Raw genomic sequence first — 14,240 nt, 5'->3', positions numbered from 1 at the left:
CGCCTCGCCGTCACGCCTCCTCGGAGATCCCGAACGCCACCGACTCGGATTCCGCCCGCTCGAAGGCCTGGATCACGTGCTGGTAGGAGCGCCAGGTCTCGTTGGCGTGGTCGACGCCGGTGGGGCGCAGGACGAACATCAGCATCGACCGGCCGGTGACGTCGTAGGTGTCGCCGATGCCGAAACGGGCGAGGTCCTGCGTGTCGGGCAGGTTGGTGTCGAGGATCCGCATCCAGGCGTTGCCGCCCACGACCTCCGGCAGGGTGAACTGCACCATGTCGTGGTAGGCGTTGAACAGGAGCATCAGGGTCGCCTCGGCGCCGCGCCGGCGGAGGCCGCTCGACTGCGCCCGGCCGTCGAGCACCACCGCGAGGGAGCGCGCGCCGCCGTCGTTCCAGTTCTCGGGCGCCATCTCGACGCCCGCGGGCGTGAGCCAGGTCACGTCCTTCACGCCGAGCACGTCGTCGTAGGCGCCGGTGAGGAAGCGCCCGCGGCTCAGCATCGGCAGCGCCTTGCGCAGGATCAGCAGGCGCTGCGTGAACTCGGCGAGGTCGCGCTCGTCCGGCTTGACCGCCTCCCAGTCGACCCAGGAGATCGCGTTGTCCTGGCAGTAGGCGTTGTTGTTGCCGGCCTGGGTGCGGGCGAACTCGTCGCCCGCGAGCAGCATCGGGGTGCCGCGGGAGAGCAGCAGCGTCGCCAGCAGGTTGCGCATCTGGCGCAGGCGCACGGCGCGGATCTCGGGGTCGTCCGTCGGGCCCTCGACGCCGTGATTGTAGGACAGGTTGTGGGAGTGGCCGTCTCGGTTGTCCTCGCCGTTGGCGATATTGTGCTTCTCGTTGTAGGACACGGTGTCGTTGAGCGTGAATCCGTCGTGCGCGGTGATGAAGTTCACCGAGGCCCAGGGGCGCCGCCCGCGCTTGTTGAACTTGTCGGCCGAGCCCGTGATGCGGGAGGCGAGCGCCGGCAGGAGGCCGTCGTCGCCGCGCCAGTAGCCCCGCACGTCGTCGCGGAAGCGGTCGTTCCACTCGGCCCAGCCGGGCGGGAAGCCGCCCACCTGGTAGCCGCCCGGGCCGCAATCCCAGGGCTCCGCGATGAGCTTGACCGAGCTCAGCACCGGGTCCTGCCGGCACGAATCGAGGAAGCCGCCACCCTCGTCGAAGCCGTAGGGCTCGCGCCCGAGGATCGTCGCGAGGTCGAAGCGGAAGCCGTCGACCCGCATCTCGGTGGCCCAGTAGCGCAGCGAGTCGGTCACCATCTGGAGCACCCGCGGGTGCGAGAGGTTGACGGTGTTCCCGGTGCCCGTATCGTTGATGTAGTAGCGCTTCTGGTCGGGCAGCAGCCGGTAGTACGAGGCGTTGTCGATGCCCTTGAAGGACATGGTCGGGCCGCGCTCGTTGCCCTCGGCCGTGTGGTTGTAGACCACGTCGAGGATCACCTCGAGGCCGGCCCCGTGCATCCGCGCCACCATCTCCTTGAACTCGGAGAAGGCGAAGTCCGGCACGGCGGCGTAGCGCCGCGCGGGGGCGAAGAACGACAGGGTGTTGTAGCCCCAGTAGTTCACCAGGTCCTTCTCGAGGAGGTAGCTGTCGTCCACGAAGGAGTGGACCGGCAGCAATTCCACCGAGGTGACGCCGAGGGTGCGGATGTAGTCCAGCACCTCGCGGGTGCCGAGGCCCGCGTAGGTCCCGCGCAGGCGCTCGGGCACCGCCGGGTGCAGCTTGGTGAAGCCCTTGACGTGGGTCTCGTAGAAGACGGTCTTGTCCCAGGGCACGTTCGGCTTCTGGTCGCGGCCCCAGGTGAAGGCGGGATCGATGACCCGGCACTTGCGCATGAACGGCGCGCTGTCGCGGTCGTCGAAGGTGGTGTCGTCGCCGCTCTCCATCACGTAGCCGAATAGGGCTGGGTTCCAGATCACCGAGCCGACCAGCGCCTTGGCGTAGGGGTCGAGGAGCAGCTTGTTCGCGTTGAAGCGGTGGCCGGCCTCGGGCTCGTAGGGCCCGTGGACGCGGTAGCCGTAGTTCGTGCCGGGCCGCGCGTCCGGCAGGTACCCGTGCCAGACCTCGTCGGTGTACTCGGGGAGCTCGATGCGCTCGATCTCGGTCTCGCCGGCATCGTCGAACAGGCAGAGCTCGACCTTGGTGGCGTTGGCCGAGAACAGCGCGAAGTTCACGCCCCGCCCGTCCCAGGTCGCCCCCAGCGGGAACGGCTGCCCCTCGATGACGCGGGAGCGGCGGGCGGACGCCGGGGAGGCCTGCCCGTCGGCGGACGGCTTGGGCTTGAGTTCCATGTTCATGGGGGCCTGGTATTCCGCTCGCGGGGCTGTGAAGCCTGACTGTTGGCTGAACGCGCCGGACGTCACCCAAGGTCCCTCGCCCCCGCCAAAATTTGCGGGGGCCGCCGGCCCGCGCCCGGCCCCTCACGCCCCGGCGGTCGTCCGGCCCGCGGCCGCCTCCTGCTCGCGCTCGGCCGCCAGGATGGTCTGGCGGGCGAGGAAGCGCGTGACCTGCGCCTCGACGTCGCGGATGGTCTCCTCGACCATGTGGTGCTGGAGCATGGCCCTGGGATCGTCCGGCTGGAGGCTCTCGCGCGCCTGCAGGCGTCGCATCGCCTGCTTGACGATCTGGTAGACCGCCTCGCGCTCCGCGCGCGACATGGTCGGCGAGATGGCGCGGGCGACCAGGTCCGTGAAGTCGGACATCGGGGTGCTGCTCGTCCTCTCAATCCGGGGCGGCGGCCGCACGGCCGCCCGCCCGCGTGTCGCGTCCGGCATGGCCAGGAACGCCCCGGCGCGCAAGGCTCCGCGGCGCCCGAGCCCCGGCGGCCCGGCCCGGCGGAGCCCGGCTCCTCAGAGGTTGTGGTCCCTCACGCCGGCGACCAGCAGGCTGGTGCAGCTCCAGAGGACCAGGAAGGCGAAGAACGCGACGAACAGGTTCTGGCCGCGCCGCGGCACCAGCGACAGCTCCGGCCGCGACGGGGGCACGAAGGTGGCGAGGTAGACGTGCTGCTTGTTGGCGGCCACCCGCGCCCGGTCGAGCAGCATCGTGACGGATTCGTTCAGCCGCTCGGCGATCATCCTCTCGACCTGGAGCCCCTCGTACTCGAGGATCGCCTCGGCGGCGTTGCGGCCGCCGACCGCGACGCCGTCGCTCGTGAGCGAGTCCTGGAGCAGCTTGATCTGCTGGTTCACGGCCGCGAGGCTCGCCACGATGGTCTGGATCGACCGCGACTTCTCGTCGAGGGTGGAGCCGCGCAGCACCTGCAGGTCGTTCTCCGCCTTGATCTTGTCCTTGCGCAGGGCGAGCAGCGTCTGGAACGTCGCCTCGGCCGACTTGCCCGGGTCGATGATGCCCCAGCGGTTGCGGAACTCTTTCAGGGCGATGTGCGCCCTGCGCAGGCGCTCCTCCGACTTCGCCACCTCCTCCAGGCTGTGCTTCACCATGTCCTGCTGCGCCCGGGCCGAGATGACGTTGATGAGCGCCTCGGAGCGCTCGACGACGTGCTGGCCGATCGCCAGGGCGTCGTCGGGCGTGAAGGCCTGCACCGTCAGGGTGATCACGCCGGAGACGAGGTCGATGTGGGCCTGGACGTGCTTGCGCCAGTACTTCAGCAGTTCCTCGATCGGCTGGTCCCCGGGGTAGCGCGTCCAGAAATCGGCCTCGTCGCGGGTGAACAGCCTGCGCACGCCGAGCGCCTTCTCGGCGCTCTCCAGCATCGGCTGGCTGCGGATGTAGTCGGCGACGATGTAGCTGTCCTGGCTGTTGTTCTTCTGGATCATGCTGGCGAATTCGCCGATCGCGACGTTGCCCATCGGCTCGACCTCGCCGCGGACCGCGAAGCGCGCCTCGACCACGTACTGGTCGGCCGCGATGGCGAACAGGTAGAAGCCGACGACAGCCGTCGGCAGCAGCACGTACAGCCCGAAGCTCCGGACCAGCTTCCGGGCGAGGCTCGGCTGCGCGCCGTCGGCGGGCAGGAGCGGCACGCGCGTCCAGCGCAGCGGGTTCAGGACGGCGGGGAGCCGCGAGCGCAGCCCGCGCGGCGCGCCGACGGGCTCGATCGTCTCGGCATTGCGGCGCAGGTCCGGCACGCTGCGCCGCGCGAACGCGATGACGCTGCCGAGCCTGTCGCGCCGTTTGACCTCGTCCGCGTCCATCCCGTCCGATCCCCGCGCTCGCGCGCCCACGAATCCCGCACCTCGCGCACGGCCGAGCTGGTCTACGCGGCGCGACCGAACCGGGTCAACGACGGCCGTCCAGGCGGCGAGCGGGCGAGGGACGAACAGCCTCGACGGCCGGCCGCAGCGTTGCTGCGGTTTTCGGCCTTTTTGATGGCGCGGGCCCCTGCGGGTGGGCTCACGCCAGGGCGCGGGCCAGCCGCGCCCAGGCCGCCCCGGTGCCCGGCAGCCCGAAGCGCAGGCGCCGGGGGGCCGCCTCGAAGCGGCGCACGTAGAGCCCGGCGCGGCCGAGGCGGCCGAACAGGGACGCCGCGTCGGGGAAGTCGGCGGTCCGGAAGAGCCGGGTGCCGCCGACGAGACGCCCGCCCGCCGCGGCGATGAGGGCGTCGAGCCTCGCCGCGTCGCGGCCTCGGGCGGCGGCGGCCTCGCGGCGCCAGGCCGCATCCGCGAGCGCGACGCGCCCGACCGCGAGGGCGGGCCCCGACACCGCCCAGGGCCCGAGCGCCGCCCGGATCGCGTCCGCGGCCGGGGGCGCCGCCACCGCGAAGCCGAGGCGGATTCCGGCGAGCCCGTAGGTCTTGCCGAAGGAGCGCAGCACCACGGCGCCGGCCGGGGGCGCGGCGCAGAGGCTCTCGACGGGCTCGAGATCCGCGAAGGCCTCGTCCACGACGAGCCAGCCGCCCCGGGCCGCGAGGGCGCGGGCCGCGTCCGCGAGGGCCGGGCGGGTCCAGGTGCGCCCGTCCGGGTTGTTGGGGTTGACCACGACGGCGACGTCGGCCGCGGCCGCCTCGCCGAGATCCGGCACCGTCGCGACCGCGTGCCCGCCGCGGCGCCAGGCGGCGGCGTGCTCGGCGTAGGTCGGCCCCACCACGGCGACCCGGCCGGGGCCGCGCAGGCGCGGCAGGAGGTCGATCAGCGCCTGGGTGCCGGGGGCCGCCGCCACGTGGCCGGCGCCGGGGGCGCCGTAGGCCGCGGCCGCGGCGGCCTCGAGGGCGCGCAGGTCCCCGGCGGCGGGCAGGCGCTGGAAGTGGCTGGCCTCCAGGGCCGGGCACGGATAGGGGATCGGGTTGATCCCCGTCGACAGGTCGATCCAGGGCTCGGGCGCGTCCGGAAACAGCCGGCGGGCCTCGCCGAGGTCGCCCCCGTGCCGGATCGGTCCCGCCTCGCCCGCCTCACGCGCCATGCTCGCCCTGCTGCATCCGCCCGACAGCCTGCTCGTGCTGCTCCTCGCCCTCGCGCTCGAGGCCGCGGCCGGCTATCCGGACCGCCTCTACAGGGCGATCGGCCACCCTGTCACCTGGATCGGGCGCCTGATCGCCGCCCTCGACCGCGCCCTCAACCGCGAGGCGGACCCGCCGGGCCGCAGGCGCGCCGCCGGGATCCTGGCGCTCCTCGTCCTCCTGACGGCGACCGGGCTCGCGGCCATCGGTGCCGCGGCCGCCGCGGCGGCCTGCGGGGCCGGCGCCGGGCTCCTCCTCTGTGGGCTCGCGGCCGCGAGCCTGCCGGCCCAGCGCAGCCTGCACGACCACGTCGCCCGCGTGGCCGAGGCCCTCGTGCGCGAGGGGCTGCCGGGCGGGCGGCGGGAGGTCGCGATGATCGTCGGGCGCAACCCCGACACCCTCGACGAGGCCGGCGTGTGCCGCGCCGCGATCGAGAGCCTCGCCGAGAACTTCTCGGACGGCATCGTGGCGCCGGCCTTCTGGCTCGGCCTCGCGGGCCTCCCCGGCGGGGCGCTCTACAAGGCCGTGAACACCGCCGACAGCATGATCGGCCACCGCACGCCGCGGCACGCCGCCTTCGGCTGGGCCTCCGCCCGCCTCGACGACCTCGTCAACCTGCCGGCCTCGCGCCTCGCCGCCGGGCTGCTGATCGGGGCGGCGCTGCTGCGCCCGGACGCCTCCGCCCGCGGCGCGCTCGCGGCCGTGCGGCGCGATGCGGGCCGCCACCGCTCGCCGAACGCGGGCTGGCCCGAGGCCGCCATGGCGGGGGCGCTGGCGCTGCGCCTCGCCGGGCCCCGCACCTACGGCCGCACGCGGATCGAGGATGCCTGGATGGGGGACGGCCGGGCCGGGGCCGGGCCGCAGGACGTCGTGCGGGCCCTCGCCCTCTACCGGACGGCCTGCGGGCTGCTGTGGGGCGCCGCGGCGCTCCTCGCCGCGGCGGCCTGCCTCGCCTGAGGGGCCGCGCGCCGCCCGACCGGGCGCGCCCTCAATGACGCGCGAGCGTCACGTCCGCCAGGCTCTCCCGCGCCGGCTTGCGCAGCACGGCCTGGACCACGAAGACCATGACCACGCCGACGAGCAGGCAGGCCGCGAGGAACAGCATCGGGGTCAGGTTGCTGCCCGTGGCGTCGCGGATCCACGGCACCACGTTCTGGGCGACGAAGCCGCCGAGGTTGCCGACGGAGTTGATCATCGCGATGCCGGCGGCCGCGGTGGCGCCGCGCAGGAAGGTCGGCGGCAGCGACCAGAACACCGGCTGGCCGGAGAAGATGCCGGCCGCCGCCACGCACAGGCAGGCGAACTTCACCGCGTCCCCCGGCAGCAGCACGCTCAGGATCAGGCCGGCGGCGCCGACGAGGGCCGGGCCGGCGATGTGCCAGGTGGTCTCGCCGGTCCTGGCGGCGTGCCGCGGCACCCACCAGAGGGCGAGGCCGACGCAGATCCACGGGATGATGTTGATGAAGCCGTTGACGGTGTTCGAGACGCCGAAGCCCTTGACCACGGTGGGCAGCCAGTAGCTCAGGCCGTAGGCGGCGAGCGGGAAGGCGACGTAGAGCAGCGCCAGCAGCACCACGCGGCGGTCCGTCAGGACCCGGAACGGGTTCGTGTGATCGGTGTGCGGGGTGGTGGCCTGCTCCCGGGCCAGCGTGTCGGCGAGCCACTTCTTCTGGCCCGCGTCGAGCCACGGCGCCCGCTCGGGCCGGTCGGGCAGGATGAAGAACACCACGAAGGCGAGCAGCACCGCCGGCAGGCCGGTGGCGAGGAAGACCCATTGCCAGCCGCGAAAGCCCAGGGTCCCGTCGAGGTCGAGGAGCGCCCCGCCGATGGCGGCGCCGACGGCGTTCGCCACCGCGCTCGCGATCATGAACCAGCCGACCATCCGCCCGCGGTAATCCTGCGGGAACCACAGGGTCAGGGCGTAGAGCACGCCGGGGAAGAACCCCGCCTCCGCGGCGCCGAGCAGGAAGCGCAGCACGTAGAACATCACGGTGCCCTGGGTGAACCCGAGCAGGATCGTGATCAGCCCCCAGGTCGCCATGATCCGGGTGAACCAGACCCGGGCGCCGACCCGCTCCATGATCACGTTCGAGGGCACCTCGAACAGGAAGTAGGCGAGGAAGAACAGCGAGGCGCCGAACCCGTAGGCGGCCTCGCTCAGGCCGAGGTCCCCGACCATCTGGAGCTTGGCGTAGGAGACGTTCTGGCGGTCGATGTAGGCGATGAGGTACATCAGCCCGAGGAGCGGCATCAGCCGCCAGGTGATCCGCTCGATCGTGCGGGTGCCGAGCGCATCCTGCTCATGCGTTGCCATGCGGGCTCCTCCCGAGCCGGCCTCTCCCGGCCGGCCTTCCTTCCCTGTTTAGGGCGGCGGCATCCCTTCGGGAAGCGCGGCGCGCGCCCGCCTCAGCCCTTGCGCACCCCGAGGTTCGCCCGGAGCGCGTCCCAGCCCTGCCAGAGCCCGTCGAGGGGCCGCGGCGCGGCCTGGCCGTCGCGGCGCACCACCACGGTGGCGGTGCGCCCGACCGTGAGCCGCGCGGTCCCGGGGCCGGGATCGAGGGCGACCCGGACCGGGATGCGCTGGGCGAGGCGCACCCACGCGAAGGTCGGGTTCACGTTGGCGAGGAGGCTCGCGCCGGCGCTGCGCTCGCGGTCCTCGATGCCGGCCGCGACGCTCTCGACCCGGCCCGCGACGTCGCGGTCGTCGCCCATCAGCCGGATGCTGACCGGATCGCCGACGCGGATGCGGTCGAGCTTCGTCTCCTCGAAGTAGCCCTCGACGCGCAGCGTGTCGCCGTCGACGAGCGCCATCACGGCCTTGCCCACCGCCACGTAGGCGCCGGGGCGCAGGTCGAGGTTGCTGATCCGCCCGTTGACCGAGGCCCGCACCTCCGAGCGCTGGAGGTTGAGCTTGGCAACGTCGCGGTCCGCCACCGCCTGGTCGTAGGCCGCCCGCGCGCCCTGCTCGGTGGCGAGCGTCGCCTCGAGCTTCTGCTGCGAGACGACGTTGTCGCTGAGCTGGCGGTAGCGGGCGAGGTCGGCCTCCGCCTGGACCAGCGTCGCCTTGCGGCCCGCCACCACGGCGTCCGCCTGGCGCAGCGCCAGGGCGAAGCGGTCGGGGTCGATGCGGAACAGCAGGTCGCCGCGCCGGACCTCCTGGTTGTCGCGCACCTCGACGTCGCGCACGAGGCCCGCGACGTCGGGCGCGACCCCGACGACGTCGGCCCGCACGCGGCCGTCCCGGGTCCAGGGCGCCTCGAGGTAGTAGTCCCACAGGGCGGCGCCGACCGCGACGGCGGCGGCGAGCATCGCGGCGGTGACGGCGATCCGGCCGAGGAACGCGAGCGCACGGGTCATGGCGAGGAACCGCTCAGGTCAGGAGGCCGGCGACGGCCACGACGCCGCCGAGGCAGGTGAGGTAGAGGGAGAGGTCGAAGAGCGGGCGGTGCCAGATCGCCCGGTAGAGGCCGAGGCCGGCGATGATCCGGCGCAGCACCGCCGTGACCGCGAAGGCGACGATCGCCCAGACCAGGAGGGAGGGGACGAAGACCCCGTAGAGGTCGATGTCGGGCATCACGCGGCCTCCGTGAGGCGGGTCGCGCCCGCCGGGCCGGGCCGGTAGGGGGGAGCGGCGGGGAAGAGGGCCCGGCGCAGGCCCGCGAGGCCGAGGAGCGCGTCCCGGCGCCCCTGCGGCCCGGTCGCCGACCCGACCCGGCGCATCGCCGCGTCGATGCGCGCGAGCAGCGCCTCGGCCGGCGTGCCCGCGGCCCCGGAATAGTGGGCCGCCACCGCGTCGAGGGCCGCGTCCACCGCCGCCACCTGGTCGCGCGGCAGCCCGTGCCGGGCCCGCCGCAGGGAGACGAGGTTCATGCCGACCCGCAAGGCCGCCAGGGTGTCGATCCGGCGCAGGGGGCTGTCGGGGCCGGCCGCAGCGAGGCGCGGCACCAGGAGGCCGAGGCGGTCGAGCATCAGGGACGCGAAGGCGACGCGGTCGCCCCGCCCGCGCCGCCGCGCCGCCCGGGCCAGGGAGGCGCGGCTCGCCCGCAGGAGGCGCCAGGCGCCCTGCTCGGCGCCGACCGAGCGGATCAGCCGGGTGACGAGGGCGGCGATCCAGATGCCGCCGACGAGCGCCAGGCTCGAGTTGACGAAGCCCGAGAACTCCGACGTGTAGCGGTCCTGGATCGCCAGGAGCGCGTTGCCGTTGACGCCGAGGGCGAGGCCGACCGGCATCGTGCGGGGGATGGTCATCAGGAGGCCGCAGAGCAGCAGCGGCGGCGCCAGCACCAGGGCCAGGGTCACGAAGTCGTGCACGAGCGGCAGGATGCCGAAGAGCAGCACGCCGACCGCCAGGGACCCGACCACCGACCAGGTGGCGAAGCTCAGGATCGGCGGGACCGGGTCGTCGAGCCCGGCGAACAGGCAGCACAGGACCGCCCCCATCATGGCGGCGGTCGCGCCGTCCGGCCAGGCGGTCGCGACCCAGACCGCCACGCAGACCGTCACCGAGACGAGGACGCCGAGGGCCGAGCGCAGCGCCATGCCGTGGTCGCGGTGGCGCGGCGCCCGGGCGCCGAACTCGCTCGCGAAGGCGAGCTCCTGCCGCAGCCGGCCCCCGCCCCGCGCGACGTGCTCCTCGAGCACGCGGCAGTCGCGGACGACCTCCACGAGCTCCCGCAGGCGCTCGATCAGGCTCGCCCGCACGATGGCGGCCCAGCCCGCCTCCGCCGGCAGGGACGCGTCGGCGGCGTCGATGCGGGCGAGGAGCGCCCTGCCCTCCTCGGGCCGGGCTCCCGCCCCGGACCAGGCCGCGACGTCGCCCAGGAGGTCGCGCAGGTCGGCCGGGAGGGCCGAGAGGCCCCGCAGCGCCCCGATGCGGTCGGCCAGGGAGGACAGGACCGGCAGCAGGATCAGCATGCGGCCGCGCAGCAGCCGCACCCACGGGGCCGCCCGGGCCTGGGCCGAGGTGTCGTAGGAGAGGTGCGTCGCCAGCACGTCGATCTCGGCGGCCTCGGCGGCGAGCCGCAGGCGCCGGGCGCGGACCGCCGGCTCCTCGCCGGCGCCCGACAGGACGTCGGCGGTCCAGCGGCCCGCCTCCTCGAGCCAGGCCTGGATGCGGGCCGCCACCACGGGTCCCACCGGCTCGGGCAGCACGAGGCCCGACACGAGGGCGGCGCACAGGATCCCGAGGGTGATCTCCTCGGCGCGGGCGACGGCGGTGTCGAAGATCGCGGCCGGGTCCGTCACCGCCGGGAAGCCGATCAGGGCCGCGGTGTAGCCGGCGAGCATGAACAGGTAGCTGCGCGGCGTGCGGTCGAGGAGCGAGAGGTAGAGGCAGGCGGCCGTCCAGAGCCCGAGCGCCAGGGTCAGGAGCTCGGGCGCGTTGACGAGGTTGGGCACCAGCACCACCGCCACGGCGACGCCGATGAGGGTGCCGCCGACCCGGTAGGCGGCCTTGGAGCGGGTGGCGCCCGCGAGCGCCTGCGTGGTGATGTAGACGGTCGCCATGGCCCAGTAGGGCCGCGGCAGGTCGATCCAGAGGGCGATCCACAGGGCGAGCAGCGCCGCGCCGCAGATCTTGGCGGCGAAGAGCCACTGGCGCCAGCCGGGCAGCGCGGCGGCGGCGCTCACGGCGCCGCCGCGCGGGCCGCCGGCGCCCGGAGGGGCTCGGGCCCCGGGAAGGGCTCCTGGCCCGGGAGGGGCTCCTGGCCCGGGAAGGGCTCCTGGCCCGGAGGGGACCTCTGGCCCGGGCCGGCCTGCACGGCGTCCAGCACCCGCAGGGCGGCCCGGAGGTCGCCGTCGTCCAGGCCCGCGAAGGTCGCGCCGCGCAGGGCGTCGAACCGGGCCTCGATGGCGGAGGCCCGGGCCTGCCCGGCCGGGGTCAGCCGCAGCACCTTGGCGCGCCGGTCGGCCGGATCCGTCGCACGGGTGACGAGGGCGGCCCCGCAGAGCCGGTCGAGCACCCGCACCAGGGTCGGCCCCTCGATGCCGAGGGCGTCGGCCAGGGCGGTCTGCCGGAGGTCGCCGCCGAGGCGCCCGATCATCAGCAGGGGCAGCGCCGTCGCCTCGGTCAGGCCGTAGGCCGTGACCACGTCGTCGGCGGCGCGCCGCCAGTTCCGCCCGGCCCGGAGCAGCGTGAGGGTGAGGGACTGGAGGAGGTCGCGTCGCATGTCCGGGCCGGTCGCCCGGGCGCGGCCCGGTGCTTCGTCCGGCTCATGGATAGGATGCTAACGATCGCGGCTCAATCCGCCGCGGGCGCGGCCCGGCCATGCGCGGAGCCGCCCGCGGCGCCGGGAATCGCCGGGCCGCGCCCCGCGGCGGCGGCGCCCACGTCAGCGGCGGGGGGGCGTTCCGGGGACCGCCGCCTCCTGCTCCGGCGTCCAGTTCGTCTCCACGACCGTCTCGCCGTCCTCCCGGTTGAAGCGCATGGCGGTCTGGCGCATGGCGCGCAGCGCCGTGGCGTCGGCGGCCCGCGGGCACTGCACCGGATCGTGCGCGCGGTTGGTGCGGTCGAGCATGCGGCCGAAGGCGGCGTCGAGGCTCGTCATCGCGTCGAGGGACGCGAAGGTGCCCGACAGGTAGACGGTGCGGCCGGGGCCCCGGGCCAGGCAGTAGCGCCAGTCCGCGGCGGCGGGTTGCACGGCGGCCAGGATCGCGGCCGCGAACAGGAGGGGTCTCATCAGGGTCTCGGGCAGGCCGGTTGCACCCGGCGGGCCGGCTTGGTGCCCGGCGCGTGCGGCACCACGATGGCGGCGCGGCCGCTCCCGGCGTCAGCCCGGCGCGTCCTCGGCCTCGAGCCGCAGGGTCCAGACCAGGGCGCCGTCCTCGGCGACGAGCCAGGCGATGTTGGTCTCGTCGGAGAACACCTCGTCGGCCTTCCCGAGCGCGATGGCGGCCGCCCGGCGCACCGTCGCGGCCTCGATCGGCCGGTCGTGGACCGGCACGCCGACCATGCCGTGGCGGTCGCGCGTCGCGGCGCGCAGGCGGTAGATGGGCATCGTGGTCGACCTCCCGTCGCCGACGCGGCGGCCCTCGGCCCCCTGGCGGGCGGCAGCCGCCCGCGGCCGGGCCGGCGGATGACGGGACCGGCCGGGCGCCCGCCCCGCGGCGGCCCCTAGGGGCCCGAAACGCGAGGCGGCCGCGCCCGTGGGGGCGCGGCCGCCGCTGTCCCGGGATGGGGCGCTGCTCAGGAAGTGGCGTCCTTCGTCGCGCTCGCGGCGTCGTGGGCGGTGGTGCGGGCTGCGTCCGCGCCCTGCTGCATGGCGCCGCGGGCCGCGTCGGCCCCCTGCTGCATCGCCTGCTTGGCGTTCTCGGCGCTCTGCTGCATCGCACTCTGCGTCAGGCTGCCGAACTCGCGGGCCTGCGACTGCATGGCGGCGAACTGGCTGCGCACGAACTCGGCCTGGTGCTGCATCGCCTCCTGGAGGTCGCGCGAGCGGACGAGCTTCTGCGCGAGGTCGAAGGCGGCGTTGACGTTCTGCTCGGCGTACGAGAAGCCGCGGGTCGAGACGGTCTGGGCGTTGGTCCGGGCCGCCTCGGCGGAGCCCTGGAGGGTGTCGGCGGTCTTGCGGGCCGCGCCGATGAACGAATCGAACGCCTTGCGGGCCTGCTCGACGCTCTTCTCGGCGAAGTCGCGCATCTCGGTCGGGATCTCGTAGTTCGGGGTCGTGGTCATGTTCGTCTCCTCGCTCTGGGCTTGGCACGGTCTTTGTGCAGTGCACAATACCACGGCCTCCCCGGAAATCCACCCTTTCGGAGGTCGTTAAGGTTGCCTGCGGGATAACGTCGGGAGTGCGCATTTCGTGCCCGTGCGCAAGTGCTTGAGTTCCGTTAAAGCCTCCCGGGTGCGGTCGGCATCCGTTAAGGGTCGGGTGGGCCGGCGCGGCCGGCGCGCGGCGTGGGGAGCGGCAGTGGGGCGCAACGAGCTCTTCGACACGACGATCGAGGCCCTGCGGGCCGTCCCGGCCTTCGGCCGGCTGATGGCGGGGCCCGACCGCGCCGTCCTGCTCGTCGACCGTGCCGCCACGCACGTCCTGTACGCTTCCCCTGCGGCAATTAGCCTCCGCAACGGCATCGCGGACGCCGCGGGCCGGATCGCGCCCGCGCTGAACCTCCCGGGCCAGCTGCGCGGCGCGGCCGCCCTGCCGCCGGACACCCGGCACCCGCGCATGGAGCGCCTGCGCTTCGACGCCGGCCGCCTCGCCGTCCCGCTGGTCTGCGCCTGCCTGCCGGCGACGCTCCCGGACGGCACACCCGGCCTCGCGGTCGCGGTCCTCGATCCCCTGCCGGCGCGCCGGGCCCGCCGCCCCGCCGCGGGCGAGGCGCCGGCCCGTCTCGCCGAGCCCGCGCCGCCGCAGGATCCCGGTGCCGCGCCCGAGTTCCTGTCCCCCGAGGCTCCTCCGCCCGCATCCCCTCCGGCCGAGCCCGTCGAGGAACGCCCGAGCCTCCGGTTCCTCTGGCGCAGCGACGCGCGGGGCTGCCTCGTCGAGGCGACGCCGGCCCTCGCCGAGATCGTCGGGGCCTCCCCGGTCGGGCGCACCTGGGACGAGCTCCTCGCCGGCCCGGTGGTCGCCGACGGCCGCCTCGGGGAGGCGCTGGCCGCGCGCCGCACCTTCCGGGCCGTGCCGGTCCGCTGGCGCCTCGACGCGGGCGACACGGCGGCGGCCGTCGACCTCTCGGGCGCCCCGCGCCTCGGGCCGGGCCGCGCCTTCGCGGGCTTCAGCGGGTTCGGGGTGATCCACCCGGGCCGCCTCGGCCACGCCCCGCCCCGGCCGCTCCCGGTCCGGGCCCCGGCGCGCCCCTCGCTGCGCGAGCGCGCCGCCGCGGTGATCGCCATCGGCCGCGTCCCG

The 14,240-nt window shown here is 74.8% G+C and carries 13 protein-coding genes and 1 pseudogene; 2 read left to right on the top strand and 12 right to left on the bottom strand.

What is annotated here, in order from left to right; all coding sequences use genetic code 11:
- Positions 1 to 10 precede the first annotated feature (10 nt).
- The 4 genes from glgX to cobD all read right to left on the bottom strand — a co-directional run bounded on the left by glgX (position 11) and on the right by cobD (position 5,357).
- Positions 11 to 2,293, bottom strand: coding sequence for a glycogen debranching protein GlgX (gene glgX, locus DT057_RS20000; protein ID WP_407068064.1), 2,283 nt, complete (start codon positions 2,291 to 2,293; stop codon positions 11 to 13).
- Positions 2,294 to 2,416: 123 nt separating this feature from the next.
- Positions 2,417 to 2,698, bottom strand: a complete 282-nt coding sequence (locus tag DT057_RS19995; protein WP_128563862.1) for a hypothetical protein — start codon at positions 2,696 to 2,698, stop codon at positions 2,417 to 2,419.
- 147 nt (positions 2,699 to 2,845) lie between these two features.
- Positions 2,846 to 4,153, bottom strand: coding sequence for a KpsE/RkpR family capsule polysaccharide export protein (locus DT057_RS19990; protein ID WP_128563861.1), 1,308 nt, complete (start codon positions 4,151 to 4,153; stop codon positions 2,846 to 2,848).
- A gap of 199 nt (positions 4,154 to 4,352) precedes the next feature.
- Positions 4,353 to 5,357, bottom strand: a complete 1,005-nt coding sequence (cobD, locus tag DT057_RS19985) for a threonine-phosphate decarboxylase CobD (RefSeq protein WP_128563860.1) — start codon at positions 5,355 to 5,357, stop codon at positions 4,353 to 4,355.
- Here cobD and cbiB point away from each other — a divergent pair.
- Positions 5,356 to 6,351, top strand: a complete 996-nt coding sequence (gene cbiB / locus DT057_RS19980; RefSeq protein WP_128563859.1) for an adenosylcobinamide-phosphate synthase CbiB — start codon at positions 5,356 to 5,358, stop codon at positions 6,349 to 6,351. The genes cobD and cbiB overlap by 2 nt on opposite strands.
- A gap of 31 nt (positions 6,352 to 6,382) precedes the next feature.
- Here cbiB and DT057_RS19975 read toward each other — a convergent pair whose 3' ends face one another.
- The 8 genes from DT057_RS19975 to DT057_RS19940 form a co-directional block, all read right to left on the bottom strand.
- Positions 6,383 to 7,708: an MFS transporter gene (locus DT057_RS19975; protein WP_128563858.1), complete on the bottom strand. Its 1,326-nt coding sequence runs from the start codon at positions 7,706 to 7,708 to the stop codon at positions 6,383 to 6,385.
- Positions 7,709 to 7,800: 92 nt separating this feature from the next.
- Positions 7,801 to 8,751 carry an efflux RND transporter periplasmic adaptor subunit gene (locus DT057_RS19970; protein WP_128563857.1) on the bottom strand — a complete coding sequence of 317 codons (951 nt, stop codon included), beginning with the start codon at positions 8,749 to 8,751 and terminating at the stop codon, positions 7,801 to 7,803.
- 13 nt (positions 8,752 to 8,764) lie between these two features.
- The gene (locus tag DT057_RS19965) at positions 8,765 to 8,968 is read right to left on the bottom strand and encodes a DUF1656 domain-containing protein (protein WP_128563856.1); all 204 of its coding nucleotides are present in this window, start codon (positions 8,966 to 8,968) and stop codon (positions 8,765 to 8,767) included.
- Positions 8,968 to 11,022 (bottom strand): FUSC family protein, encoded by a 2,055-nt coding sequence (locus DT057_RS19960; protein ID WP_238312656.1) that lies wholly within the window; start codon positions 11,020 to 11,022, stop codon positions 8,968 to 8,970. The genes DT057_RS19965 and DT057_RS19960 overlap by 1 nt, the downstream gene beginning before the upstream one ends.
- On the bottom strand, positions 11,019 to 11,561 hold the full coding sequence (locus DT057_RS19955) for a MarR family winged helix-turn-helix transcriptional regulator (RefSeq protein ID WP_128563855.1): 543 nt from the start codon (positions 11,559 to 11,561) through the stop codon (positions 11,019 to 11,021). Before DT057_RS19955 ends, DT057_RS19960 begins: the two co-directional genes overlap by 4 nt.
- A 162-nt stretch (positions 11,562 to 11,723) precedes the next feature.
- Positions 11,724 to 12,071, bottom strand: a complete 348-nt coding sequence (locus DT057_RS19950) for a hypothetical protein (protein ID WP_128563854.1) — start codon at positions 12,069 to 12,071, stop codon at positions 11,724 to 11,726.
- A 90-nt stretch (positions 12,072 to 12,161) separates the two neighbouring features.
- The gene (locus DT057_RS19945; RefSeq protein ID WP_128563853.1) at positions 12,162 to 12,389 is read right to left on the bottom strand and encodes a hypothetical protein; all 228 of its coding nucleotides are present in this window, start codon (positions 12,387 to 12,389) and stop codon (positions 12,162 to 12,164) included.
- 188 nt (positions 12,390 to 12,577) lie between these two features.
- Positions 12,578 to 13,066 (bottom strand): phasin, encoded by a 489-nt coding sequence (locus tag DT057_RS19940; protein WP_128563852.1) that lies wholly within the window; start codon positions 13,064 to 13,066, stop codon positions 12,578 to 12,580.
- A gap of 235 nt (positions 13,067 to 13,301) precedes the next feature.
- Here DT057_RS19940 and DT057_RS19935 point away from each other — a divergent pair.
- Positions 13,302 to 14,240: pseudogene (locus DT057_RS19935) on the top strand (PAS domain-containing sensor histidine kinase); the annotation flags it as partial.

The organism is Methylobacterium crusticola (assembly GCF_003574465.1).
Taxonomy (GTDB): Bacteria; Pseudomonadota; Alphaproteobacteria; order Rhizobiales; family Beijerinckiaceae; genus Methylobacterium; species Methylobacterium crusticola.
Note: the sequence above shows the minus strand (reverse complement) of the source record. Positions and strands in the feature narration are given on the sequence as shown.

Coding starts and splice junctions, on each gene's coding strand:
- cbiB (WP_128563859.1), top strand. CDS start 5,356: ATGCTCGCCCTGCTGCATCCGCCCGACAGCCTGCTCGTGCTGCTCCTC.
- DT057_RS19965 (WP_128563856.1), bottom strand. CDS start 8,968: ATGCCCGACATCGACCTCTACGGGGTCTTCGTCCCCTCCCTCCTGGTC.
- DT057_RS19955 (WP_128563855.1), bottom strand. CDS start 11,561: ATGCGACGCGACCTCCTCCAGTCCCTCACCCTCACGCTGCTCCGGGCC.
- glgX (WP_407068064.1), bottom strand. CDS start 2,293: ATGAACATGGAACTCAAGCCCAAGCCGTCCGCCGACGGGCAGGCCTCC.
- DT057_RS19940 (WP_128563852.1), bottom strand. CDS start 13,066: ATGACCACGACCCCGAACTACGAGATCCCGACCGAGATGCGCGACTTC.
- DT057_RS19970 (WP_128563857.1), bottom strand. CDS start 8,751: ATGACCCGTGCGCTCGCGTTCCTCGGCCGGATCGCCGTCACCGCCGCG.
- DT057_RS19975 (WP_128563858.1), bottom strand. CDS start 7,708: ATGGCAACGCATGAGCAGGATGCGCTCGGCACCCGCACGATCGAGCGG.
- DT057_RS19950 (WP_128563854.1), bottom strand. CDS start 12,071: ATGAGACCCCTCCTGTTCGCGGCCGCGATCCTGGCCGCCGTGCAACCC.
- DT057_RS19995 (WP_128563862.1), bottom strand. CDS start 2,698: ATGTCCGACTTCACGGACCTGGTCGCCCGCGCCATCTCGCCGACCATG.
- cobD (WP_128563860.1), bottom strand. CDS start 5,357: ATGGCGCGTGAGGCGGGCGAGGCGGGACCGATCCGGCACGGGGGCGAC.
- DT057_RS19945 (WP_128563853.1), bottom strand. CDS start 12,389: ATGCCCATCTACCGCCTGCGCGCCGCGACGCGCGACCGCCACGGCATG.
- DT057_RS19990 (WP_128563861.1), bottom strand. CDS start 4,153: ATGGACGCGGACGAGGTCAAACGGCGCGACAGGCTCGGCAGCGTCATC.